Annotated in this window: 23 protein-coding genes and 1 tRNA gene; 18 read left to right on the top strand and 6 right to left on the bottom strand. The window is 64.3% G+C overall.

Going from position 1 to position 23,397, the window contains the following annotated elements:
• Positions 1-33: 33 nt before the first annotated feature.
• Positions 34-639 carry a 5-formyltetrahydrofolate cyclo-ligase gene (locus JGU72_RS05300; protein WP_307828301.1) on the bottom strand — a complete coding sequence of 202 codons (606 nt, stop codon included), beginning with the start codon at positions 637-639 and terminating at the stop codon, positions 34-36.
• 62 nt (positions 640-701) lie between these two features.
• Between JGU72_RS05300 and JGU72_RS05295 the strand changes: the two genes are divergently transcribed.
• From JGU72_RS05295 to JGU72_RS05240, 13 genes are all read left to right on the top strand, one after another.
• Positions 702-1,646 carry a UTP--glucose-1-phosphate uridylyltransferase gene (locus JGU72_RS05295; protein ID WP_199682649.1) on the top strand — a complete coding sequence of 315 codons (945 nt, stop codon included), beginning with the start codon at positions 702-704 and terminating at the stop codon, positions 1,644-1,646.
• Positions 1,647-1,682: 36 nt separating this feature from the next.
• The gene (gene glp, locus JGU72_RS05290) at positions 1,683-2,942 is read left to right on the top strand and encodes a molybdotransferase-like divisome protein Glp (RefSeq protein ID WP_199682648.1); all 1,260 of its coding nucleotides are present in this window, start codon (positions 1,683-1,685) and stop codon (positions 2,940-2,942) included.
• A gap of 17 nt (positions 2,943-2,959) precedes the next feature.
• The gene (locus JGU72_RS05285; RefSeq protein ID WP_199682647.1) at positions 2,960-3,616 is read left to right on the top strand and encodes a GNAT family N-acetyltransferase; all 657 of its coding nucleotides are present in this window, start codon (positions 2,960-2,962) and stop codon (positions 3,614-3,616) included.
• Positions 3,617-3,749: 133 nt separating this feature from the next.
• Positions 3,750-4,631, top strand: coding sequence for a divisome protein SepX/GlpR (gene sepX / locus JGU72_RS05280; protein WP_233531116.1), 882 nt, complete (start codon positions 3,750-3,752; stop codon positions 4,629-4,631).
• A gap of 89 nt (positions 4,632-4,720) precedes the next feature.
• Positions 4,721-4,796, top strand: a tRNA-Ala gene (locus JGU72_RS05275).
• A 226-nt stretch (positions 4,797-5,022) separates the two neighbouring features.
• Positions 5,023-5,478 (top strand): GyrI-like domain-containing protein, encoded by a 456-nt coding sequence (locus JGU72_RS05270; protein WP_199682646.1) that lies wholly within the window; start codon positions 5,023-5,025, stop codon positions 5,476-5,478.
• A gap of 20 nt (positions 5,479-5,498) precedes the next feature.
• Positions 5,499-5,933: an effector binding domain-containing protein gene (locus tag JGU72_RS05265; protein WP_199682645.1), complete on the top strand. Its 435-nt coding sequence runs from the start codon at positions 5,499-5,501 to the stop codon at positions 5,931-5,933.
• A gap of 238 nt (positions 5,934-6,171) precedes the next feature.
• On the top strand, positions 6,172-6,954 hold the full coding sequence (locus JGU72_RS30560) for a hypothetical protein (protein ID WP_233531115.1): 783 nt from the start codon (positions 6,172-6,174) through the stop codon (positions 6,952-6,954).
• A complete protein-coding gene (locus tag JGU72_RS05260; protein WP_307828300.1) occupies positions 6,951-8,027 on the top strand; it encodes an Rv1355c family protein in 1,077 nt (358 codons plus the stop codon). The genes JGU72_RS30560 and JGU72_RS05260 overlap by 4 nt, the downstream gene beginning before the upstream one ends.
• A 116-nt stretch (positions 8,028-8,143) precedes the next feature.
• The gene (locus JGU72_RS05255; RefSeq protein WP_374101081.1) at positions 8,144-10,012 is read left to right on the top strand and encodes a putative bifunctional diguanylate cyclase/phosphodiesterase; all 1,869 of its coding nucleotides are present in this window, start codon (positions 8,144-8,146) and stop codon (positions 10,010-10,012) included.
• A 33-nt stretch (positions 10,013-10,045) separates the two neighbouring features.
• A complete protein-coding gene (locus JGU72_RS05250) occupies positions 10,046-11,329 on the top strand; it encodes an MFS transporter (RefSeq protein ID WP_199682643.1) in 1,284 nt (427 codons plus the stop codon).
• 73 nt (positions 11,330-11,402) lie between these two features.
• Positions 11,403-12,518 (top strand): glycosyltransferase, encoded by a 1,116-nt coding sequence (locus tag JGU72_RS05245; RefSeq protein ID WP_199682642.1) that lies wholly within the window; start codon positions 11,403-11,405, stop codon positions 12,516-12,518.
• Between the two features lie 51 nt (positions 12,519-12,569).
• Positions 12,570-13,427 carry an SDR family oxidoreductase gene (locus JGU72_RS05240; RefSeq protein WP_199682641.1) on the top strand — a complete coding sequence of 286 codons (858 nt, stop codon included), beginning with the start codon at positions 12,570-12,572 and terminating at the stop codon, positions 13,425-13,427.
• On the opposite strand, the gene soxR is transcribed toward JGU72_RS05240, so the two are convergent.
• Positions 13,414-13,881 (bottom strand): redox-sensitive transcriptional activator SoxR, encoded by a 468-nt coding sequence (soxR, locus tag JGU72_RS05235; RefSeq protein WP_199682640.1) that lies wholly within the window; start codon positions 13,879-13,881, stop codon positions 13,414-13,416. The two genes, JGU72_RS05240 and soxR, sit on opposite strands and share 14 nt — an antisense overlap.
• Positions 13,882-13,957: 76 nt before the next feature.
• Between soxR and JGU72_RS05230 the strand changes: the two genes are divergently transcribed.
• On the top strand, positions 13,958-15,202 hold the full coding sequence (locus JGU72_RS05230) for an arginine deiminase (RefSeq protein WP_199682639.1): 1,245 nt from the start codon (positions 13,958-13,960) through the stop codon (positions 15,200-15,202).
• A gap of 4 nt (positions 15,203-15,206) precedes the next feature.
• On the opposite strand, the gene arsC is transcribed toward JGU72_RS05230, so the two are convergent.
• Complete coding sequence (gene arsC / locus JGU72_RS05225) at positions 15,207-15,554, bottom strand: arsenate reductase (glutaredoxin) (protein ID WP_374101080.1); 348 nt, start codon at positions 15,552-15,554, stop codon at positions 15,207-15,209.
• A gap of 14 nt (positions 15,555-15,568) precedes the next feature.
• On the opposite strand from arsC, the gene JGU72_RS05220 reads away from it, so the two are divergent.
• The gene (locus tag JGU72_RS05220) at positions 15,569-16,252 is read left to right on the top strand and encodes an NAD(P)H-binding protein (protein ID WP_374101079.1); all 684 of its coding nucleotides are present in this window, start codon (positions 15,569-15,571) and stop codon (positions 16,250-16,252) included.
• On the top strand, positions 16,249-16,641 hold the full coding sequence (locus JGU72_RS05215) for a GntR family transcriptional regulator (RefSeq protein WP_307828299.1): 393 nt from the start codon (positions 16,249-16,251) through the stop codon (positions 16,639-16,641). The genes JGU72_RS05220 and JGU72_RS05215 overlap by 4 nt, the downstream gene beginning before the upstream one ends.
• Before the next feature lie 13 nt (positions 16,642-16,654).
• Here the strand turns inward: JGU72_RS05215 and JGU72_RS05210 are convergent, their stop codons facing one another.
• Entirely contained in the window at positions 16,655-18,163 is a 1,509-nt protein-coding gene (locus JGU72_RS05210; protein WP_307828349.1) for a dolichyl-phosphate-mannose--protein mannosyltransferase, read from the bottom strand.
• 104 nt (positions 18,164-18,267) lie between these two features.
• On the opposite strand from JGU72_RS05210, the gene rsmI reads away from it, so the two are divergent.
• The gene (gene rsmI / locus JGU72_RS05205) at positions 18,268-19,128 is read left to right on the top strand and encodes a 16S rRNA (cytidine(1402)-2'-O)-methyltransferase (RefSeq protein ID WP_199682636.1); all 861 of its coding nucleotides are present in this window, start codon (positions 18,268-18,270) and stop codon (positions 19,126-19,128) included.
• Here rsmI and JGU72_RS05200 read toward each other — a convergent pair.
• Positions 19,125-20,267 (bottom strand): DUF2786 domain-containing protein, encoded by a 1,143-nt coding sequence (locus tag JGU72_RS05200; protein ID WP_199682635.1) that lies wholly within the window; start codon positions 20,265-20,267, stop codon positions 19,125-19,127. The two genes, rsmI and JGU72_RS05200, sit on opposite strands and share 4 nt — an antisense overlap.
• A 646-nt stretch (positions 20,268-20,913) precedes the next feature.
• Positions 20,914-22,476 (bottom strand): methionine--tRNA ligase, encoded by a 1,563-nt coding sequence (gene metG / locus JGU72_RS05195; RefSeq protein WP_199682634.1) that lies wholly within the window; start codon positions 22,474-22,476, stop codon positions 20,914-20,916.
• Between the two features lie 22 nt (positions 22,477-22,498).
• Here metG and JGU72_RS05190 point away from each other — a divergent pair, with 22 nt between their 5' ends.
• Positions 22,499-23,332, top strand: a complete 834-nt coding sequence (locus JGU72_RS05190; RefSeq protein ID WP_199682633.1) for a TatD family hydrolase — start codon at positions 22,499-22,501, stop codon at positions 23,330-23,332.
• Positions 23,333-23,397: the final 65 nt, after the last annotated feature.

Below are 23,397 nucleotides of genomic sequence, written 5' to 3'. Positions count from 1 at the left end.
ACCGCTATTCCTGGTGTTATTCCGCGAGCGATCTCACAAGGCACCGAGTTCGATGATCCCATGATTGGGTGTCAGCGCGGCGTGAATCGGCCTGTCGTGCGGGTCCGCGGGCAGGTGGTCGACAACCTCGTCGTCGCGCACAACAGCAAGCAAACGTGCACGTGGACCGGCCATTCCGAGGGTGCGGTCGTAGAACCCCGCGCCACGGCCGAGCCGTACTCCCCGGCGGTCCACCGCGAGCGCGGGCACGAGAACGATTGTCGCCGACGCGATCTCTTCTTCGGCCAGGACGTGGCCCGCGGGTTCCAGTAACCCGAACGGCGCCGGGACGAGCGAGTCGGTCCCCTCGTATTGCGCCCAACGCAGTGGGCCCGCTTCGCGCGCGACCGGTAGCAACACGCGCGAGCCGCCGCTCACCAGTTCGTCGAGCATTGCAATAGAGCCGGGTTCGCTGCCTACCGGGACATATGCGCACACCGTGGCGTCTGCGACTGCCAGCACCCGCGCAGCGGCGGCGAGCGAATGGGCTTCGGATTCATGAACGGCGGAATCCAAGGCCCGACGGGCGCGCAGAATTCTTTTGCGCCACTCCGCTTTGCCGGGTGAATCGGGCTGGCGCCGATCTGCGCGCGAGTTCACGCGGTTCACCATAGGCTGCATCGGACGCAATGCGCACGCCACGAGTAGATAGGGTGTTGGGTATGACAGCTGGCACTGGTGAAACCGTTACGCCGTGCTTTCGAACAGCCGTGGTGCCCGCTGCAGGCATGGGAACCAGGTTTCTACCGGCGACGAAGACAGTGCCGAAGGAATTGCTTCCCGTCGTGGACACGCCGGGTATCGAGTTGGTTGCCGGAGAGGCGGCCGATTCGGGAGCCGAGCGGCTCGTGATCGTGACGTCGCCCGGTAAGGACGGCGTCGTGGCGCACTTCGTCGAAGACCTCGTCCTCGAAAGCAAGCTCAAGGCCAAGGGCAAGTTCAAATTGCTCGAGAAGGTGCGAAAAGCGCCAGGACTGCTGGAAGTCGAGTCGGTGGTCCAGGAGGAACCGCTCGGGCTCGGACACGCCGTCGCGCAGGCCGAAAAGGTCCTCGACGACGACGAGACCGCCATCGCGGTTCTGCTGCCCGACGATCTCGTCGTACCGCGAGGTGTGCTCGATGTGATGTCGCGCGTTCGGCGTAAGCGCGGCGGCTCGGTGCTGTGTGCGATCGACGTTCCCAAAGACCAGGTGAGCGCCTACGGCGTCTTCGAGGTCGAAGAAGTGCCGGACGCGGTGAACCCGAACGTCCTCAAAGTGCTGAGCATGGTCGAGAAGCCGGCGATCGAGGATGCGCCCTCGACGTTCGCCGCCGCAGGCCGGTACCTGCTCGATCGTGCAATCTTCGATGCCCTGCGCCGGATCAAACCCGGTTCCGGCGGTGAGCTTCAGCTGACCGATGCCATCGCATTGTTGATCTCGGAGGGTCATCCGGTTCACGTCGTCGTGCATCGCGGTGCGCGACACGACCTCGGAAATCCTGGCGGCTACCTGCGCGCTGCGGTTGACTTTGCCTTGGACAGTGACGAATACGGACCGTCCCTGCGTGAGTGGCTGGTGCACCGGCTCAGCGACGACTGGGCGCCCCAGCTCACGACGTACGAATAAGCCGCTTGCACTGACAGGACGTACCGGAAGGGAGCCATGCGCTCGGTCGAGGACCAATTGACGAGAGTGACTGCTGCGGCTGTCGCTCCGCGCCCGGTCCGAGTCGCGATATCGGAAGCGCAGGGTCTGCTGTGCGCCGAGGAAGTGATCACCGAGAACGCATTGCCGGGCTTCGATCAAGCCGCTATCGACGGCTATGCCGTGCGAAGTGTCGATGTGGCAGCCGTCGGCATCGACGGCCGCGGCGAAGCCGCCGACACCGCCGATGTGCTCCTTCCTGTTGTCGGCGAAGTGGTGGCGGGGTCACGCACGCCGACGCGTTTGCAGCCCCGCCAAGCTGTCCGGGTCGACACCGGTGCTCCGATGCCGACCCTTGCCGATGCTGTTCTCCCGCTCGACCGGACCAACCGCAGCCGCGACCGCATCAAGGTCCTCGCGCCCGTCAGGTCCGGCGATTTCGTTCGCAGGGCCGGCGACGACGTGCAGCCCGGCGATGTCGCTGTCCGCTCGGGCACGATCATCGGCGCTGCTCAGGTCGGGTTGCTCGCGGCGGTCGGGCGCGACAAGGTTCTCGTTCACCCGCGACCTCGGGTGTCGATCATTTCGGTCGGCGGCGAGTTGGTCGACATCGATCGAGTCCCGGGACCCGGTCAGGTTTTCGACGTCAACTCCTATGCGCTGGCGGCAGCGGCCCGCGACGCCGGCGCGGACGTCAACCGCGTCGGGATAGTCGGCACCGATCCGAAACGGTTGCGGGAGATCGTCGAAGGCCAGCTGATCCGATCCGAACTCGTCGTCATTGCGGGGGCGGTCGGCGGCAGCGCCTCCGAGCAGGTGCGGGAGGCGTTGGCCGAACTCGGCAAGCTGGAAGTCGAGCGTGTCGCAATGCATCCCGGCTCTGTGCAGGGTTTCGGGCAACTCGGCCGCGACGAAGTTCCGACTTTTCTCCTACCGGCCAATCCTGTTGGTGCGCTTGTGGTGTTCGAGGTGATGGTCCGCCCGCTCATTCGAATAGCACTCGGGCGGCGGCAGCCGATGCGGCGAATCGTCTCCGCACGCACGGTCGGCCCGATCACATCGATCAAGAACCGCAAGGGATTCCTGCGCGCGCAGCTCATGCGCGACGAATCGACGGGGGAGTACCTGGTTCAGGCACTGGGCGGGGCACCCGGGTCGTCTTCGCACCTGCTCGCGACGCTTGCCGAGGCCAATTGCCTCGTCGTGATCGATCCAGACGTCACCGAAATACGCACCGGCGACGAAGTGGATGTTGCATTTCTCGCGCAACGTGGTTGAGTCGCGGCCGCACCAACATGGGAAACAACGTAGTGAAGTGGTCGAGCCATCCCGGTTGGCCTGCGCAGTTGGGGTCGGTGCGGGTTGCTGCGGGAGTGGTGAGCCTGCGGCCGATCAGGTTGCGTGACGGGTCGGTCTGGAGCCGGATCCGCACGCGTGATCGCGACCATCTGCAGCCGTGGGAACCGACCGGGACCGGGCCGTGGGAGGCTCGCCATCACACGTCCAACTGGCCAGGGTTGTGGTCGACGTTGAAGTCGGAAGCCCGTAAGGGCCACATGATTCCGCTTGTCATCGAGGTCGACGGCCGGTTCTGCGGTCAGCTGACGATCGGAAACATCATCCGCGGACCGCTACGGTCGGCCTGGATCGGCTACTGGGTGGCGAAGGATGTCGGTGGCGGCGGCGTCGCGACGGCAGCCCTCGCGCTCGGGCTCGATCACTGCTTCGGTCCGGTCGGGTTACACCGGGTCGAGGCCACCGTCCGGCCGGAAAACCTTGCCAGCCAAGCAGTTCTGCGAAACGTGGGATTTCGGACGGAAGGCCTGCTCGAGCGCTATCTGGACGTCGACGGCGCGTGGCGTGACCACCTGCTCGTCGGGATAACGCAAGAAGAGGTCGTCGGGACGGTCGTGGACCGCCTCTGTCGGGCGGGCAAAGCCAGCTGGGCGTAGCTCTGTTACTGAAGTGACAGTTGTGGTTGAGCATCCGGCGCGTCGCGGGGGTTCGCGGCGTGTCGGACACTAGCCTTGGGACCGTCAGAGTTGTCGTCAGAGCAAGTGGCGCGGACGGGAGGTGGTCACCGCAATGCCGAATTCGATCTTGTGGATCGGGCTGGTCGTGCTGTGGCTTTTCGTCCTGTTTCCGCTGCTCGCCGACCGGCATCCGCGCATCCGGCAAACCACCGATGTCGCGCTCGCCACCAGGGTGTTGTTCCGCGGCGGTTCGAAACGTCGCGCTGCATACTCGCCGGCGACGGGCCATGACAGTGATCCTGATTGGCAACCGACGCCAATGGAATCTCGTACCCAAAGACCCGGCATCGACGCGGAGGACCTGATGGACACTCGCGCAGACGAAGCAAGCGACATGATCGACGACGATTTCGATCGAGGCGGCGATGACTTCGACCGTCGCGACGATGATGTCGATCGGCGTGACGAGCCGAGGCGCCGGTCCGGCCGACCGACCGCCCGCGACGGCGAGTCGCAGGAGGACTACGTCCCGAGCAGGCGCGGTCGCGGTGGTTTCGATCCGCAGGCCGATGCGATAGCGCGTGCCGCACGCTACTCGTTCCGGCAACGTGCGGTGCTTGGGCTCGTGCTGGCGTCGCTGATGACGGCGGCACTCGGAATGATCATCTCGCCGAAGATGTGGTGGGCCTGCGCCATCGCGGTGGCCATGCTCGCGACGTACCTCAGCTACCTGCGCAAGCAGGTGCGGATGGAAGAAGAGATTCGCCGTCGCCGCATGGCCCGGCTCGGGCGTGCCCGGCTCGGTGTCGAGTCGGCAACCGATGACGAGTTGCGTCTGGTACCGACGCGATTGCGCCGCCCGGGTGCTGTCGTCCTCGAATGTGATGACGAAGACCCAGCTTTCGACTACCTGGATCATCCGGATATGACGATGGGCAGACGTACATCTGAGCCCAAGGGCGCCGGTGGAATGCGAAGGGCAGCAGGCGAATAGGTACGGAATCCGGGCTTTGGCAGACCTCGATTCGGAGTACCGGCGGGGTGCCTGCTAGAGTTGCGCAGCGCGGTTGAACGTGACCGCACGGGGCTGTAGCGCAGTTGGTAGCGCGCTTCGTTCGCATCGAAGAGGTCAGGGGTTCGATTCCCCTCAGCTCCACCAGTACAATCGTCAACGGCATTTGCCGATCGCTCGCACAGGGCATGCTTATTTGCAATACGGTCCCTCCTCGCAGCACAGTGAGTTGCTCCAATTATTGTGTTCTTCGTAGGCGCAACAGTTCGGCGTAAAGCGGTCAGCGCCTCTTTCTCCGGCTGTAAGTTTCGGCAATTGTTAGAATTGTGGCGCTCCGCTCGAAGGTTCGCCCGGTCTGATTCGAAGGAGTCCGATGCAGTTTCAGATTGTGGAACGCGGTGAGACCTGGGTGGCTGGGTTGCCGGTGCGCAGTCCGAAGCGGGCCCTGGGCAAATTGCGCGATCAAGCGCTCGAAGAAGCGTGGTCGGCGGTCCTGAAACAGGACTTTGCCGGGCCGCTCGCGTCCATATATACGGATTTCTCGCCGGATCTGGAAACGTACAATACGCAGATCGTGGGCTACGAGTGCTCGTCACTCGACGCCGTCACGCGCGGCCATTTGGTCGCTCGGGTACCGCGTGGTCACTACGCCCGGTTCTCCGCCATCGGCCAGTTTCCGAAGGTGATGGCCGACCTGTGGACGCAGATCAATTACGCCGAGGAACACAACGAGATAAAGCGAACCTTCGCGGGGGACTTCGAGTGCTACCCGCATGCGTACAAGATCGACCTGTACCTCTCCATCGAGCGCCCGGGCGAGAAGGCGTGAGCGAGGGCGGCGAGCGACCTATGAGCCAAGCATTCGTCATCCGGGAGCGGCAGTTGTTCGGCGGGCTTGTCGTGCCGAGAGTGACGCCGGGGTTCAAGGTCGGTTCCAGCGAACTGGTCGAATTCTTGAAGGGCCGCCTCTGGGAGCGTGCCGAAGATCGAAACGAAGTCTTTACCGTCTACATCCCTGATTCGACCGGCCAAAGCAATGTTTTGGTCTGTTTTGCGTATGAATCTACGGATGAGATCCCGTTCGGAGACGTTTTTGCGTTGGTGCCGAAAGGTATTTACGCAGTGTTCAAACCTAATGGCGAGTATTCCGATCCAATTGAGGATCTGTGGGTGCAGGCCAAGGCAGCCGCCGATCTCGGATCGATAACGCGTGCCTACGGTGCGGAAATGGAAATTTTCCATCGGGACGGTAGTGTCGAGCTCCTTATCTCGGTCGCCAGCTAACTCCGAAAAGCAACTCGCGCAATCGATTTCGGCCTTTTCGTCGACATTCTGACATGTCGCAACCATTCAGCTATTTATTGCTGATTGGACGTTTGAGCAATTGTTCTCTGCGACTGTTCCGTTACCGAAAACTATCGGGATAATTGGATGCGACGGCGTGCTGCCTAATAAGGCTCGCCGCCGAGTTTCATCCCAGACTCCGCTTGTATTGCGGACTCAGAGACCGATTGGAACCAAAATGACCGACGTTATGTTCGCAGACACCCAGTCTGATCCCATCGCGGCTTCGGCAACACACCTGCGCACGCTTGGAATCGATGCCCACCCGGGATTCTTCGATCGCCGGTCGCAGTGCCGGGTCCGCCTCTGCACCCCCCGACGGGATCCCGAGATGTGGCGCCAGTATCTGGACGGCGCGCTGCACAGCTACCAGGCCTATGGTGTCGTGAGCGCCCTGGAATACGACCGAATCGAAGACGGGGCTTCCACAACGCTCTTCTTCGTGGTCGAGGATTCACAGGGTGCGATTGTCGGTGGCGTCCGCTGCCAGGGTCCGTACACATTCGCCGACGAAGCCCATGCGGTCGAGGAATGGGAAGGCTGCGTCGGTCAAGATGCAGTTCGGCAGCTCGTCGCGGACAGGCTCGACGACGGCGTCGTCGAGCTGAAAACCGGGTGGGTAGCGCCCGACGCCAAAAACAAGTCCGCTATCTCGGACGTGATCTCGCGGTGCATTCTGCATGCGACGGCGATTTGGAACGTGAAGTATGCCGTCGGTACCGGCGCGGACCATGTCCTGCCGCTGTGGCGCAAATCCGGTGGCCTTCCGGTGGAGGAGATTCCAGCGGCGGCATACCCCACCGATCGCTATCGGACCAAGTTGGTTTGGTGGGATCGCGAAACGTTCGCAGATGTGGCCGATCACGGCCAAGTGCTGACGACGTTGTCCGAGTGGATGGATCTCGCAGACAGCATCGGTCTGCCCACAGACAGATTCAACGTGGCATTGGCCAAACTGTGACCAATAGGCACATACAAGAATTGCCGGCCGATCAGTACGCGCCCAGGGTGCTCGACATCGCAGATCCTGCCGATGCCGCGTATCTCGAGCGGTTGCGCCGTGACGATTCCGTTCTCGTAGTCGACAAAAGCAACCTGTTGACCGAGGAGATGGCTGAGCTGGTTCCACCATTGCCGGCAGAGATTCGAGATGAGCCTGCGCGTTGGGTGTACTACCCGTGGCGTCGCGCGGTTCTCCACCTACCTGGCCCCCGTGCCTTTCGCCGATTGCGCCTGGACCGGAACCGCAACAAGATCACGTCGGAGGCTCAGGCGAGGTTCGAGGCGCTGACCATCGGTGTTGTCGGGCTGAGCGTCGGACACGCCATTGCACACACAATCGCGCTCGAAGGACTCTGTGGCGAGCTTCGATTGGCGGATTTCGACGAGATCTCGTTGTCGAATTTGAATCGAATTCCTGCCTCGGTCCTCGACATCGGCGAGAACAAGGCATACGTTGCCGCCCGTCGCATTGCTGAGGTGGATCCGTACTTGCGGGTCGACGCTGTTCCTTCCGGGATCTCGGACAGCTCTATCGCCGCGTTCCTCGACGGGCTCGATCTGGTTGTCGAGGAATGCGACTCGATGGATATCAAGATTGCGGTTCGCGAAGCGGCACGTGGACGCGGAATTCCGGTGTTGATGGAAACGAGCGATCGTGGCCTGCTCGATGTCGAACGATACGATCTGGATCCGAATTGGCCACTCATGCACGGGTTGGTAGGTGCGATCGACAGGGGGTCCCTCGCAGCTATGTCGCCGGCCGACCGCGCCGAGTTCGTAATCGATTTTCTGGAGCGCGATTCGATGTCTCCGCAACTGCTCGCATCGATGTCAGAGATTGGGACGTCATTGTCGACGTGGCCTCAGCTCGGATCCGACGTGCAGCTCGGCGGAGCAATTGTGGCTGCGGCGATTCGGCGATTCGGCCAAGGGCTGTCTTTGCCTTCCGGCCGTATTCGAGTTTGCCTCGACGATGCACTCGACGGTTTATGTCAACCGGAATCTCCTGCTCGCACCCAATGTAGTCGCTAACCTGACCATCGAACCGTAAGAATTACGCGCTGCGGTCGAGTTACGAGATCGCGACGGCTACGCTTACGACTCTCGGGGAGTCCCCAGAATGGGTGTGGCTCTTTGGTGCTGGCGGTATGGGAGGCGATTCGGTGAGTAGCGTCGATATCCGGCGGAGTCTCGATCTTCTCGTCACAGACATTGCGACGAGATTGATGGGTGCTGACGCCACGACGATGGTGTCGGTGACCGAAGGCGTACTGGCGGAATTGCTCGCGTTTTTCGAGGTGGACCACACCTGCCTGAGGTACAACGACCACAACATTCACGCGACGGTTCTTGTCGCGGAGTGCCCCGTACGTCCGGTCAAGCCTGTGCCCGATCCGCTCGGAGTGATCTACTTCGCCGATGCCGATGATGCATTCAGAGCGTCGGAAACCCGCACGTTTCCGTACTTCGGCCGGCCGCGCGGCGAATTTCCCGAGTACGAGGAACGGGTGCTGGCCGGTGCCGGCTGGCCGGAAGTCTCGTTCGTTTCGGCGCCACTCGTATCTGCGGGAATACCCACCGGCAATGTCACTTTGACCAAGAGTTCCGATCGTCACTGGTCGGATGACGAGGTCAATTCGCTCAAGGCCATCGCGGCACTCTTCGCGCAACTGCAGGGCCGAATCGAAGCCGAAGAGCGACTGCGCCACATTGCCGCGCACGACGACCTGACCGGTCTCTCGAACCGACGCGCTCTTCTCGAGTACATGGAGCACCGGCTGAAGCCAGGCCAACCGGGCCCAGTGGCGGCGCTCTTCATCGATCTGGATCGGCTGAAGGCGCTCAACGACTTCCTGGGCCATGCCGCGGGCGACCAATTCATCCGGGCACTCGCCAAGCGGTTGCGCGATCAGACCGACCCGCGAGACATGATTGCGCGCCTCGGGGGAGACGAGTTTGTGATCGTTCCCGCCGTCCCCCTGACGGCGAGCGATGCACAGCGGGAGGCTGAGCGAATCAAGCGATTCTTCGGCGAGCGGGTCGTGGTCGGCGGCGAAAAAGTGAGTCGCAGCGTGAGCATCGGCGTCGCCGTGGGAATTCCCGGTGAAACTTCGGTATCGGACGTACTGCGGCAGGCCGACCAGGCTGTTTTGGCCGCCAAGTCTGCCGGTGGCAACGGGATCGTGACATTCAGTGACGAAATGCGTGCGCAGCACGCCCTGCGCGACGACATCGAGTTGCATCTGCGGCACGCGGTAGAAAGCGATTCGCTGCTCCTGCACTACCAGCCCGAGGTCGACCTGCGCACCGGCAAGATTCTTGCCGTCGAAGCGCTCGTGCGGTGGGAGCATCCCACCCGCGGACTCCTGTACCCCGGCATGTTCATTCAGGTCGCGGAGGCCACGAACTTGGCCGGTGAACTGGGCCGATGGGTCATCCGTGAGGCGTGCCGGCAACTCGCGGAATGGCGGCGCAAAGGCTTGGCGTCCGACATCGTGCTCCGAATCAATGTGTCCCCGGTCCAGCTCGTCAGTCTCGATTTCGTGGCTTCCGTCGACAAGGTGCTGAAGGAATTCGGTCTTGACGGCGCCTCGGTGTGCCTCGAAATAACGGAACACGTTGTTGTGCAAGACCTGACGCGCACGCGAATCACTCTCGAGGGTCTCAAGAAGATCGGCGTCCAAGTTGCGATCGACGATTTCGGGACCGGCTACTCGTCGTTGTCGCACCTCAAGGCGCTGACGGTCGACGCCCTGAAGATCGATCTGGGTTTCGTGCAGCGGCTCGGTCAAGATGCCGACGACCTGGCCATCGTGAAATCGATAGTTGGACTTGCAAATTCGTTCGGTCTGGCACTTGTCGCCGAAGGCGTCGAGACCGAGATCGCGGCGCGCACGCTGCTCGAACTCGGTTGCCACAGGGCGCAAGGCTTCCTGATCTCGCGGCCGGTTCCACCCGCGCGAGTCGAGGAGCTCTTCGCGGCGGGCTCGATCCCGATCGAGGCACTGCAGGGCTGACACCCCGCACAGGCTGCCCGCTACGGTTGAAATGTGAACAAGCCAATCGTGCGCGCCGCACCGACGGGCGGCGGGCATCGACTGCATCCAGCGTGGATCGTTGCCGCCGTTGCCTTTGTCGCACTGATCGGTGCCGCAGGGTTCAGGGCAGCGCCCGGTGTGCTGATGGTGCCGCTCGAAGACGAATTCGGTTGGTCGCGTGGGCTGCTGTCGACGGCGGTGGGCGTCAACCTCGTGTTGTACGGACTGACGGCGCCGTTCGCCGCGGCACTCATGGATCGCTTCGGAATTCGCCAGGTCGTCACGTGCGCGCTTCTGTTGATCTCCGCGGGCAGCGGCGTGACCATCTTCATGACGGCGAGTTGGCAGCTGATGCTGTTGTGGGGGGTCCTGGTCGGGCTCGGCACGGGTTCGATGGCGCTCGCATTTGCGGCGACGATCGCGAATCGCTGGTTCGTCAAGCGCCGTGGCTTGGTGATGGGTGTCCTGACAGCGGGAAGCGCAACGGGTCAGCTCATCTTTCTGCCGGTCATCGCCTGGGTTGCCGAACGGTCCGGATGGCGGATCGCGTCGCTGATCATCGCGTTCGCGGCGCTGCTCGTCGTGCCCCTCGTGCTTACGTTCCTGCGGGATTACCCGGTCGATCGCGGCGTGCGGCCGTACGGGATGTCGTCGGATATCGCTCTCGAGCGACCGCCATCCGGTCATGGCGCTGCCCGACGCGCCGTGCAGGCGCTGCGGGAGGCTGCGAAGACGCGCACCTTCTGGGCGCTCGCAGGCGGTTTCGCCATTTGCGGCGCCACAACCAACGGGCTCATCGGCACGCACTTCATTCCTTCGGCGCACGACCACGGAATGGCCGAGACGACGGCTGCCGGACTGCTTGCCGTCGTCGGCGTCTTCGACATCGTCGGCACGATCGCATCCGGCGCGTTGACCGACCGCGTCGATCCGCGCATTCTGCTCGCGCTGTACTACGGGTTCCGTGGAGTCGGATTGATGCTCCTGCCGATCCTGTTGGCCGACACCGTCAAACCGAGCATCGTCCTCTTCGTCGTCGTTTACGGCCTCGATTGGGTTGCGACGGTTCCGCCGACCGCCGCATTGTGCCGCGACGCGTTCGGCGAATCGGGGACCATCGTCTTCGGCTGGGTGTTTGCCGCGCACCAGATCGGCGCGGCGTTCGCGTCGGTCGCGGCCGGTGTCGTCCGGGACGCGACCGGGCAGTACACGATCGCCTGGTTTGCAGCGGCGGCCATGTGCGCGGTGGCGGCCATCGTGTCCCTCGGCGTACGCCGGACGCCCGTTCCGGTGTAGGTGTCGCCAGCTTTTCGACCGCAGTTCACGCGCAGTTCGTTGTCCGGGGCGCGTGCACAGACACCATCGTTGCGTGCGGATCATTCAGCTGGCGAATTTCTACGGTCCGCGTTCGGGCGGCTTGAAGACGGCGTTGCACCACCTTGGTGCCGGATACGTCGAACGCGGTCACGAGGTCGTTCTCATCGTGCCGGGGCCGAGTCGGACCGAGCAGATTCTTTCGAGCGGGGTACTGCGAATCACGCTGCCTGCGTTGGAAATTCCATTCACCGGTGGGTACCGGGCGGCCGATCCGAGGCGCGTGGCGGATGTCCTTGCCGGGTTGGCCCCCGACGCGCTCGAGGTTTCGGATCGGTTGACCCTGCGAGGTTTCGGACGTTGGGCGCGGGCACGCGACGTCGTCAGTGTGATGATTTCGCACGAGCGCCTCGACCGCCTGCTCGGCCAGGTGCTGCCGGACGACATCGCGCGCCGCGCCGCCGATTTGGCGAATCGCCACACCGCCGAGAACTACGACACCGTCGTCTGCACAACCGAATTCGCGCGCGAGGAATTCTGTCGAATCGGAGCGACGAACGTGCGCCGGGTTCCGCTCGGAGTCGACCTCGAGCTTTTTCGGCCCGGTCGGCACGACCCGGGACTCCGGTCCAGTCTCGCGGAGTCGACGCGACCCCTGCTCGTCCATTGCGGGCGGTTGTCGGTCGAGAAGCGCGTCGATCGGAGTGTCGAAGCCGTTGCAGCGCTGCGCAAGCAGGGGATCGACGTGCGGCTGGTCATCGCCGGTGACGGACCTCGCCGCGAGTCTCTCGAGCGGCGTGCCCGCGGCCTACCAGTGCACTTCGCTGGGTTCATCGGAGACCGCGAGCGCCTCGCCACCCTGCTCGCCACTGCCGATGTGTCGCTCGCGCCCGGACCGCACGAGACCTTCGGTCTGGCTGCGCTGGAGGCGCTGGCTGCGGGGACTCCGGTTGTGGCGTCGCGGTCCTCGGCTCTCGCGGACATCGTCACCGCCGAATGCGGTGCTGTTGCAGACAACAATCCGTACGCATTCGCAGGTGCGGTGCACGACGTGCTGACGCTGCCGCAGGCGGGACGACGACGTGCGGCGCGGTCGCGGGCCGAGCAGTTCGGGTGGCCGGCGTCGGTCGGCGGCATGCTCTCGGCGCTCGAGTTGGAGCCGACTGCCTGAACGGCTGTACCCTACGGAACAGTAGATTGACGACGTGGACAAGGACATAACGTGGTCAGCATCCTGAACGACAAAAAGACGCTCGTCACCGGTGCGGCCAGCGGTATCGGTCGAGCAACCGCGCTCGCGGCGGCGGCGGAGGGTGCCGAGCTGTTCCTGACCGATATCAACGAGAAGGGTCTCAAGGAGACCGCCGAGTTGGTGATCGCGAACGGCGGCACGGTCAGCTTCGCAAAGGCGCTCGACATCTCCGATTACGACGCTGTGACGCTCTTCGGGGCCGAGGTACACGACCAGTTCGGCAGCATGGACATCGTCATGAACGTCGCGGGTATCTCCGCATGGGGCACGGTGGAAAACCTCGAGCACCGGCACTGGAAGTCGTTGATCGATGTCAACCTGATGGGTCCCATTCACGTCATCGAGACGTTCGTTCCGCCGATGGTGCGCGCAGGTCGCGGCGGTCATCTCGTGAACGTGTCGTCGGCGGCCGGACTGTTGGCCCTGCCGTGGCATGCGGCGTACAGCGCGAGCAAGTTCGGTCTGCGCGGCGTGTCGGAGGTGCTGCGCTACGACCTGAAACGCCACCGGATCGGAGTGCACCTCGTCGTGCCGGGTGCGGTGAAGACGCCGCTTGTCGGCACTGTCGAGATCGCGGGGATCGACCGAGAGGATCCCAAGGTCGCGCGCTACATTCACGCCTTCGAAAAGCGTGCGATCACGCCGGAAAAGGCGGCCAGCGCCATCATCTCAGGCATCAAGAAGAATCGATTCATGGTGTACACGTCGTTCGATATCCGCTTCGGCTACTGGTGGGCACGCAAGTTCGCTCTGCCGTACGAGCTTGCGATGCAGGCAGCCAACGACCGGTTCAGCAGGTTCCTGCCACCCGTCGTCAAGGGTGATTGAGCTCGACGTCGAGAACCCTTGCGCCAGGACCGTTCTGGCCGAGCTGGTCGTGTGAGTTGACGAGTGAGCAGCTGCCGAGCGAGAGGCAGCCGCAGCCGATGCAACCGTCCAGGTTGTCGCGCAGGCGGGTCAGCTGAGTGATCCGCTGATCGAGGTCCGTACGCCAGGCGGTCGAGAGGCGCGCCCAGTCCTTGCGCGTCGGAGTCCGACCCTCGGGGAGGGTGTCGAGCGCTGTGCGGATATCGCCCAGTGGAATTCCGACTCTTTGCGAGATCCGGATGAACGCGACTCGGCGCAGGGTTTCGCGGTGGTAGCGGCGCTGATTGCCGCTCGTCCGCCGGCTGGTGATCAGCCCTTCGCGTTCGTAGAAATGCAAAGCAGAAATGGCGACGCCACTCCGTTCGGAAAGCTGCCCCGGCGTGAGCTCCTTGGCTTTCCAGTCCGGTTTGTCCATTCCACAACATTACTCGAGGTTCGTCGCACGGCCGGGTGGCCGGCCATTGTGGCCGCTGCTGACATACCGTGAAGGGATGAAATCCGGCGTGTCGGCGGGGTCAGCAGGTGAGCGGCGCGCCGTGCCGGAATTCGGCGCGACCTCCGAGGTCGACCGGCTGCGGACGGTGCTGTTGCACAGGCCCGGTGACGAGCTGAAGCGCCTGACCCCGCGAAACAACGATCAGTTGCTCTTCGACGGGGTGCCGTGGGTGGACCGCGCGCAAGCCGAGCACGACGTTTTCGCGGATCTGCTGCGGAGCCGGGGGGTCGAGGTCCTGCTGCTGGCGCAGATGCTCACGGAGACTTTCGCGGTCAGCGGCGCCGCGCGCGTTCAGGGCGTGACCGCAGCGGTCGAGCCGCGACGGCTCGGGCGCGCATTGGCCGATGAATTGGCCGGCCATCTACGCCAGATTGCTCCTGGCGAACTCGCGACGATCCTCATGGCCGGGATGACGTTCGACGAGCTACCCATCGGTCCCAGCGAAGCGTCGTTGGTCCGGCGGATGTATCACGGCTCGGACTTCGTCATCGACCCGCTCCCGAACCTGATGTTCACCAGAGACTCGTCGTTCTGGATCGGCCGTCGCGTGGCGATCACAGCGCTCGCGATGCCGGCCCGCAAGCGCGAGACCTCGCTGACCGATCTGATCTACGCCTTCCACCCGCGTTTCCTCGGTGTGCGTCGGGCGTACGAATCGCACACCGCGCCCGTCGAGGGCGGTGATGTGCTGCTGCTCTCGAGTGGTGTGGTCGCCGTCGGAGTCGGGGAGCGGACGACACCTGCAGGCGCGGAAGCGCTGGCGCGCAGCCTCTTCGACGACGACCTTGCGCACACGGTTCTTGTCGTACCGATCGAACAGAATCGCGCGACGATGCACCTCGACACCGTCTGCACGATGGTCGACGACGACGCCGTCGTCATGTACCAGGCAGTGCACGACGAGCTGTCGGCGTTCACGATTCACCGCGAGGACTCGGGTGTCGACATTCGCGGTCCGGTGCCGTTCGTCGAAGCGGCGGCGAGCGCGATGGGCATCGGGAAATTGCGTGTGATCGACACGGCGATCGACTCGATCACCGCGGAGCGAGAACAGTGGGACGACGGCAACAACACGCTCGCGATCGAGCCCGGTGTGGTCGTCGCCTACGAACGCAACGTCGAAACCAACAACCGCCTCGAGGCCTCCGGAATCGAGGTGCTCCGAATTTCAGGGTCCGAACTCGGCTCCGGTCGTGGTGGTCCGCGGTGTATGTCGTGCCCGATCTGGCGGAGTGCCTGAGCTGTCACAAAATTTCGGCGACCGACTCCGCCGGTCGAGCGATTCGAGTGCCCTTGTCTGTCACGACAATCGGGCGTTCGATGAGGATCGGGTTGGCGACCATCGCGTCGATGAGCGCATCGTCGTCGGCATCGGCGAGGCCGAGCTCGGCGTAGAGCGCTTCGCGTCTACGGATTGCTTGGCCAGGGCGCAGGCCGGCGTCGTCGAGCAGCTTCCGCAGGCCGTCGTGCGAAGGCGGTGTGTCGAGGTACTTGACGATCGTGGGCTCGACGCCGGATTCCTGGATCATTCCCAGAACCTTGCGTGACGTGCTGCAGCGCGGGTTGTGGTAGATCGTGACAGTTTTCGCCATGGTTGCCATTGTCCATGCGGCAGGATGCCAGTATGACGGCGCCATGTGTAGTCATTGCCGGTGGACACGGTCAGATCGCGCGGCACATGATCGAGCTGTGTGCGGATCGGGGCATCGACGCGGTCGCGCTCATCCGCAATCCAGCGCACACCGACGAGGTCACTGCATGGGGCGCTCGCCCGCTTGTGCTCGATTTGGAGCAGGCATCGGAATCCGAGGTCGCGGATGCTCTGAGCGGTGCGACCGCGATCGTCTTCGCGGCGGGTGCCGGTCCGGGTAGCGGAGCGGCACGCAAGGACACCGTCGATCGCGGTGCCGCGGTACTGCTAGCGGCGGCCGCAGAAAGTGCCGGTGTGCGGCGGTTCGTACAAATCAGCTCGTTCGGCGCGGGCGAGGCGGTACCTGCATCCGCCGATGAGAATTGGGCCGCGTATATCGCGGCCAAAACGGCCGCCGAAGTCGACCTTCGCGCACGGGACGGGCTGGACTGGACGATCCTGCGGCCGGGACGCTTGACCGACGACGACCCTTCCGGCTTGGTGACGCTGTCCGCGGGGCAGATCCCGAAGGGCGATGTCTCGCGTGCCGACGTTGCGGCGGTTATCATCGCGCTGCTCGACTCTCCCGGGACAAAGGGCACGACCCTGATGTTGACGGCGGGAGACAGCTCGATCGCCGAGGCGGTGAAAGCGTTGTGACGACGGACCTTCTGCACATTGCGATCGATCATGATTCGGCGTCGACACCGCCGTTCGAGCAGTTGCGCCTCGCGATCATGTCGCGGGTCCAGGCGGGTGAACTCGTGGCCGGCACGCGAATTCCGACCGTTCGCAAGCTGGCAGAAGATCTCGGGCTTGCGCCGAACACTGTCGCGCGAACCTATCGCGAACTCGAACAGGACGGCGTGATCGAAACGCGCGGTCGGCAGGGTTCGTTCATTTCGTCGACCGGCGATCCGACTCGCGACCGGGCGGGTTTGGCGGCTACCGAGTACGTCGCGGAGGTGCGACGGCTCGGACTCACCGACGCCGACGCCGTCGAGCTGGTGGTCGCTGCGCTGAATGTCCAGGATCCGGCCAACGCTTAGGTCGGCTGCAGGCTCAGCGCCAGCTTGGGAGCCACTGTTGCAGGTCCCAATTCGAGGCAGAGATCGGCGCCGCGGTCAGGATCGGCCACAACCAGACGAAGTTGGCGATGACAAGTCCGATGTAGAGACTTACCGCGAGTAAACCGGTTGATCGTCGTTCGTCCGAATTCGATGCTTTCCCGATGATGTCGCCGAGCGTGAGCGCCAGTGCCATCACCAGGAACGGTGCAAGGGCGACGGCGTAGAAGTAGTACATCTGCCGGTCCAGCGTGAGGAACCACGGCAACAGCGCCGCGCCGTAGGCAGTCAGCACCGTCGCGTAGCGCCAGTCCCGCCGGACGAGGAACTGCCACATGCCCCACGCGAGGATCGCGAGCGCGAGCCACCACATCGCCGGCGTGCCGACGAGCAGAATCGCCTTCACGCAGCTCGTGTGCTCGCACCCGCTGACGGAGTCGCCGTCGACGAAGTAGTACAGCATCGGCCGCAGGCCCATCGGCCAGGTCCACGGCTTGGACTCCCACGGGTGCCGGTTGCCCGCGGAGTTGGTCAGCTCCTCGTGAAAGTTCAGAACGTTTCCGCTGTAGTACCAGAGGGAGCGCAGGGCGTCCGGAATGAAGGAGAACGGTCCGTCGGTGCCGACTTTCACGCCGACGGCGTGCCTGTCGACGCCGGTTTCACTCGCAAACCATGGCCAGTAGGTCGCCAGGTAGACCGCGACCGGAACCAGAACCAAGGCGTAGAGCGCGGGTCCGAGGTCGCGCAGTGCGGTGCCCAGCCAGGGGCGTTGCACGCCGTAAGCCCGCCGCGCAGCGATGTCGAAACCGATGCAGAGCACACCGAAGAACGCGATGAAGTAGATCCCCGACCACTTGGTTCCGCAGGCAAGGCCGAGCATGACGCCCGCACCGAAACGCCACCAGCGCACGCCCATGCGCGGTCCGAATTCGGACAGACCCATTCGTTGCTGGGCCGCCACTACCGCATAGCGGCGGCGCATCTCGTCTCGATCGACGACGAGACAGCCCAGCGCAGCGACCGCGAACAAGGCCAGGAAGATATCGAGCATGCCGAGCCGGGACGAGACGAAGGTAACGCTCTCGGCGATCATCAAGATCCCCGCGATGGCGCCGACCATCGTCGACCGTGACAAGCGCCGCACGATCCGCACGACCAGCAGGACGATCAACGTCCCCGCTACGGCGGACGAGAATCGCCAGCCCCATGATTCGTAGCCGAAGATCGCCTCACCCAGCGCGATCAGTTGCTTACCTACCGGGGGATGAACGACCAGCCCGTATCCGGGATTGTCTTCGAGCCAGCCGCCCGTGAGCACCTGCCAGGCCTGCGGCGCGTAATGCTTTTCGTCGAAAACCGGTGTGCCGCCATCGGTCGGGTAGTTGAGCATCGTGAGACGCGTGACGGCCGCGATCAGCGTGATGAAACCAGTGACGACCCAGCCGCGCAAAGTGTCCGTCGGTCCAGGATCGAGTGCGGGGAGGAGCGGCGCAGGACTGGTCACCGGGCGTTCGGAATCCACGCGCGCGGGAGGCGGCGAGGCGACTGCAGTTGTCACAGGCCCCCGTCCGTCAGCTGAGTCACGCCTCCGATCGTATGCTGTCTCGAATGGAAGGCGGGCGTGAGCACGACCCGGCGGTCGGCAGGCTGGTTCTCGCCGCGACGCCATTGGGAGAGGTCCGTGACGCATCGGACCGGCTGCGGGAGGCGCTGTCGACCGTGGACGTCGTCGCCGCCGAAGATACGAGGCGCACCAAGACTTTGGCGAAATCCCTGGGCGTCACGATCGGCGGCCGCGTCGTGAGTTTCTACGACCACGTCGAGGAGACCCGGATACCCGCGCTGGTCGCGGACATCGCCAGCGGTCTCACGGTCCTACTCGTGACCGACGCCGGTATGCCGTCGGTCAGCGACCCGGGATATCGACTTGTCGCTGCCTGTATCGACGCGAAGCTGGCTGTCACCTGCTTGCCAGGTCCGTCTGCGGTAACGACTGCGTTGGCGTTGTCGGGTCTTCCGGTCGAGCGGTTCTGTTTCGACGGTTTCGCGCCTCGCAAGGGCGGCCAGCGGCGCGCGTGGTTCGAAACGCTCGTGAACGAGTCCCGCGCGTGTGTGTTCTTCGAGGCGCCGCATCGACTCGAGGATTGCCTGGCCGATGCCGTCGCGGTCTTGGGCGCCGACCGCCGCGCCGCGGTGTGCCGGGAGCTGACGAAGACGTACGAGGAGGTCGTCCGCGGTTCGCTCGGTGAGCTTGCCGAATGGGCGGCCGGTGGGGTCCGGGGTGAGGTCACAGTCGTCCTCGAAGGAGCGCAGTTGACGGCGGCAGAGCCCGTCGACCTTGTCGATGCGGTCGAGGCGCTGGTCGAATCGGGTGTGGGTCTGAAGGATGCGTGTGCTCGAGCGGCGACTCCGGGCGTCTCAAAGCGCGAGTTGTACGAGGCTGTGCTCGCATCGCGGCGGGCGGTCTAGCCGGCATTTGCGACCCGCCCGGAGAAGCCGTCGTTGTGCAACGACGCACGATCGGCTGCGGAACGGCCCGCGAAGTAGCCGGACTCGTCGATCTTGCTCGAGCGTGTCGCTTTCGTCGCCGGGAACATACGGTCGAAGGCTGCATCGACCGCGGCTGCCTGGTCGGCCAATACGGGCAATGCGTCGCGGACCGAAACATCCGCTCCGGCCGCGGCCTGTGCAATGACCGCCTGGCCGGCGAGCTTCAAACGCTGGCCGATGCGAATGGCGAAACCGTAGAGGAACGCGCGTCGAAACGAAGTCGGTGAACCTTCGGGATCGATCGACTTGGCGCGAAGTGATGCCTCCTGCATGGCCCTCGTGGCCTGCACGAGAAGGGACGTGAACAGGAGCTCGGACTGTTCGAGATCGATCGGTGTTCCCACGCAGGTTGCCATCGCGAGTTTGTTGAACCAAACGGTCCGCACCCGATTTGCGTTGCCGATCTCGGAGAGCAGCAGCGCCTTCTCCTTCACATACGGATTCTCGAGGTGAATTCGGCTGCTGCGCACGATGGTTCGCGTCCCGCCTTCGCCGCGTGCGCCCAACAGTGCGGCGGTTACCGCGTATTTGGTCATCAACTCCTGGGCTTTGGCGGTGAAAGTTTCGGCTTCCTCGGCGTACTCGGTCGATTCTGCCTTCGCGAGCAGTCCCCGGATCTTGCCGAGCACCTTCGGGTCGCCGCCGGTCGCCTCCGGGATCGATTCCACCGCGCGGTGGTCCGGCCAGGCCGAGGGCCGCGCGCATTCGCCCGCAAGGCGCGGCAGGTGGCGCCACAGGTGCGCCACGGCGGTCCGCTGGACGGTGGTCGCGCTGTTCGACCCGGGATCCGCGTTCTGCTCGGCGATCGTTCGCAATTGCGTCACCCAGGCAAGCGGCGCGCGATCTTCGGCCCGCGAGAGCGCCGACTCGTACAAGATCGCCCAGACGGCCAGGCGGGACTCGCCGTTGCCGAGCGTGCGCCTCGTTATGTGGAGGACGTCGGCAGGCTGCCAGCCCCTTTCGTAGACCGCCGCGAGGGCGTCCAGAACGGCGGTGTTGTCCATCTGAGCTGGGACGGAGTACAAGTTGCGACCTCGAACGTGTGTTCTAGAGTTCATGCCGTGAGTCTGCACCACCCCACCGACAAGTTTCGTCGCCGCGCCGTTTGAGCGCGGGAACGATTCGGTTAAAGATCGGTGACTACTCCGGGATCTGGCGGGGAGTGGGCGTGGCTCGGTTGGCCTGTTCGGCGATCCTCGGTGCCTCGCACCTCTTTTAGGGGCGGCCGCGGCGTGTCGTTCGGCAAGTCGGGGTGCGGATCCCGAGGAGGGGTGCGGCTGTGGGGGTGCGCGGTGAGTCGCTGTGGGCCGTGCCGGGTGGGGGTGCCGAGCAGGTTGTTGGCGGAGCATTGGGCGAGTGGTCGGCGCGGCAGGGGCCTGCTCGGCGATCCTCGGTGCCTCGCACCTCTTTTCGGGGCGGCCTCGGCGTGTCGTTCGGCAAGTCAGGGTGCGGATCCCGAGGAGGGGTGCGGCTGTGGGGGTGCTCGGGGTGTCACTGCGCGCCGCGCCGAGCAGGTCTTTGGCGGAGTACCTGGCGAGTGGTCGTCGCGGCGGGGGCCTGTTCGGCGATCCACGGTGCCTCGCACCCCTTTTCGGGGCGGCCTCGGCGTGTCGTTCGGCAAGTCGGGGTGCGGATCCCGAGGAGGGGTGCGGCTGGGCAGGTACTCGGCGTGTCACCCAAAGACACGCCGAGTCACCTCGTGGCCTACTCGGGTTCGACGAAGCGGGGGAACACCGGAGCCGGCGGGGGCAGGGGCGTCCCCGCAACAATCGGGGTGGCGATATCCGCGAACTGCCGCTTCCCCTCGTCCTGGCCGAGCAGGTCGAGAATCTTCGCACCCGACCCTGGCATCAGGGGCTGGACAAGGATCCCGACGATCCGCACGACCTCGAGGGTGACGTAGAGGACCGTCGCCATCCGTGGGGGATCGGTTTTGCGCAGCACCCACGGTGCCTGCGCGGAGAAGTAGCGGTTTGTCTCGCCGAGCACGGACCAGATCGCCTCGACCCCGAGATGTATTGCCTGCACATCGAATTCGGCCCGGCACTTGTCGAGCAGACCGCCTGCCAGGTCCAGCATTGTGCGATCCTCTGGCGTGAACTCGCCGGGCGTGGGCACAAGTCCGTCGAGGTTCTTGGCCACCATCGTCAGCGACCGCTGAGCGAGGTTGCCGAGTTCGTTGGCGAGGTCGGCGTTGATCCGTCCGACGATCGCTTCGTGGCTGTAGCTGCCGTCCTGGCCGTAGGAGATTTCGCGCAACAGGAAGAAGCGGAGCTGGTCGACGCCGTACTGCTCGACGAGCGCGAGCGGGTCGACCACGTTGCCGACCGACTTCGACATCTTTTCGCCCTTGTTGTACAGAAACCCGTGCACGAAAACACGTTTCGGCAATTCGATACCTGCCGACATCAGGAACGCGGGCCAGTACACCGCGTGGAAACGCGTGATGTCCTTGCCGATGATGTGGACGTCCGCCGGCCAGAAGCGCTGGAAGGCCACGGAATCGACGTCGGGGAAACCGACGCCGGTGAGGTAGTTGGTCAGCGCGTCGACCCAGACGTACATGACGTGCGCGGGATCGCCGGGGACCGGAACACCCCAATCGAAGGTCGTCCGCGAAATCGACAGGTCGCGCAGGCCGCCCTTGACGAAACTCGTGATCTCGTTGCGGCGTGTGGCCGGTTCGAGGAACTCGGGATGCTCGGCGTAGAGCGCAAGAAGCTTGTCCTGATATGCGGAGAGCCGGAAGAAGTACGTCGACTCTTCGGTCCACACGACCGGCGTCTTCGACTCCGTGGAGATGCGGGTTCCGTCGTCGAGCAGGGTTGTTTCGCCCTCGGTATAGAACGCCTCGTCGCGAACCGAGTACCAGCCTGCGTACTTGTCGAGGTAGATATCGCCGTTCGCCAGCATCCGCTGCCAGATCTCGACGCTCGCGAGTTGATGGTCGTCGTCGGTCGTGCGGATGAAGCGGTCGAACGAGATATCGAGGGCTTTGTCCATCGCCTCGAACACGTCGGAGTTGCGTGCCGCGAGATCTTCGACGGGAATGCCTTCGATTGCTGCCGTCTGCTGCATCTTCTGGCCGTGCTCGTCGGTGCCGGTCATGAAGAAGACATCGAAGCCGTCGAGTCGTTTGAAGCGGGCCAGCGCGTCGGACGAGATGTATTCGTAGGCGTGCCCGATGTGGGGCGCGCCGTTGGGATACGCGATCGCGGTGGTGATGTAGAACGTCGGCCGGCCGGAGGCCTCCTGTGTGGCAGTCATAGTGGCGCTTATCGTAATCGGCGTGAAGTCCGACCGTCCCGCACCTGACCTGCCAGAGCCCCTGTCACCGCTCGTCGACGCGCACACGCACCTCGATGCGTGTGGCGCGAGCGACGCCGAGACCGTTCGGGCGGTCGTCGACCGGGCCGCGAGCGTGGGCGTCGGCCGCGTCGTGACGGTTGCGGACGACCTCGCGGCCGCTCGATTCGCCGTCGACGCGGCGCACTGGGACCCCCGCGTGTTCGCCGCCGTTGCCATCCATCCCACGCGAGCCAACGCACTCGACGAGCACACGAAGGCAGAGATCGAGCGCCTTGTCCGCGACCCGCGCACGGTTGCGGTGGGGGAAACTGGGCTGGACTACTACTGGCCCGGCAAGCTCGAGGGCTGTGCCGACGTCGAGACGCAGGTCGAGGGTTTCCGCTGGCACATCGACCTCGCCAAGCGGGTCCGCAAGCCGCTGATGATCCACAACCGGGAGGCCGATCACGACCTCCTTGCGGTACTTCTCGACGAAGGCGCGCCGGACACCGTCATCTTCCATTGCTTCTCTTCCGACGCGACGATGGCGCTGGCATGCATCGAGGCGGGCTACGTCCTCAGCTTCTCGGGAACGGTCAGCTTCCGGAATGCGCGCGAACTGCACGAGGCGGCCAAACTGGTGCCCGACGACCAGCTGCTCGTCGAGACGGACGCGCCCTATCTGACTCCGCATCCGTATCGCGGCGCACCCAACGAGCCTTACTGCCTGCCGTACACGGTTCGCGCTCTTGCGGCGCTGCGTGACCAAGATCCCACCGACCTGGCGGAGGCCGCGACGGCGACCGCGGAGCGGGTCTACCGGCTGCCGCGATAATCTGCCGTGACCTCGACCGGAGTAGATTTTCCGGCTCGCGACAAACCCGTTATCTAATCATGTCG

The organism is Antrihabitans auranticaus (genome assembly GCF_016481275.1).
Classification (GTDB): domain Bacteria; phylum Actinomycetota; class Actinomycetes; order Mycobacteriales; family Mycobacteriaceae; genus Antrihabitans.
This window is presented reverse-complemented; position numbering and strand designations above follow the sequence as displayed.

What these genes read in the sequence shown, in the direction of transcription:
- JGU72_RS05295 (WP_199682649.1), top strand. Translation starts at nt 702, where the DNA reads ATGACAGCTGGCACTGGTGAAACCGTTACGCCGTGCTTTCGAACAGCC.
- glp (WP_199682648.1), top strand. Translation starts at nt 1,683, where the DNA reads ATGCGCTCGGTCGAGGACCAATTGACGAGAGTGACTGCTGCGGCTGTC.
- JGU72_RS05285 (WP_199682647.1), top strand. Translation starts at nt 2,960, where the DNA reads ATGGGAAACAACGTAGTGAAGTGGTCGAGCCATCCCGGTTGGCCTGCG.
- sepX (WP_233531116.1), top strand. Translation starts at nt 3,750, where the DNA reads ATGCCGAATTCGATCTTGTGGATCGGGCTGGTCGTGCTGTGGCTTTTC.
- JGU72_RS05270 (WP_199682646.1), top strand. Translation starts at nt 5,023, where the DNA reads ATGCAGTTTCAGATTGTGGAACGCGGTGAGACCTGGGTGGCTGGGTTG.
- JGU72_RS05265 (WP_199682645.1), top strand. Translation starts at nt 5,499, where the DNA reads ATGAGCCAAGCATTCGTCATCCGGGAGCGGCAGTTGTTCGGCGGGCTT.
- JGU72_RS30560 (WP_233531115.1), top strand. Translation starts at nt 6,172, where the DNA reads ATGACCGACGTTATGTTCGCAGACACCCAGTCTGATCCCATCGCGGCT.
- JGU72_RS05255 (WP_374101081.1), top strand. Translation starts at nt 8,144, where the DNA reads ATGGGAGGCGATTCGGTGAGTAGCGTCGATATCCGGCGGAGTCTCGAT.
- soxR (WP_199682640.1), bottom strand. Translation starts at nt 13,881, where the DNA reads ATGGACAAACCGGACTGGAAAGCCAAGGAGCTCACGCCGGGGCAGCTT.
- JGU72_RS05230 (WP_199682639.1), top strand. Translation starts at nt 13,958, where the DNA reads ATGAAATCCGGCGTGTCGGCGGGGTCAGCAGGTGAGCGGCGCGCCGTG.
- arsC (WP_374101080.1), bottom strand. Translation starts at nt 15,554, where the DNA reads ATGGCGAAAACTGTCACGATCTACCACAACCCGCGCTGCAGCACGTCA.
- JGU72_RS05220 (WP_374101079.1), top strand. Translation starts at nt 15,569, where the DNA reads ATGCGGCAGGATGCCAGTATGACGGCGCCATGTGTAGTCATTGCCGGT.
- rsmI (WP_199682636.1), top strand. Translation starts at nt 18,268, where the DNA reads ATGGAAGGCGGGCGTGAGCACGACCCGGCGGTCGGCAGGCTGGTTCTC.
- JGU72_RS05200 (WP_199682635.1), bottom strand. Translation starts at nt 20,267, where the DNA reads ATGAACTCTAGAACACACGTTCGAGGTCGCAACTTGTACTCCGTCCCA.
- metG (WP_199682634.1), bottom strand. Translation starts at nt 22,476, where the DNA reads ATGACTGCCACACAGGAGGCCTCCGGCCGGCCGACGTTCTACATCACC.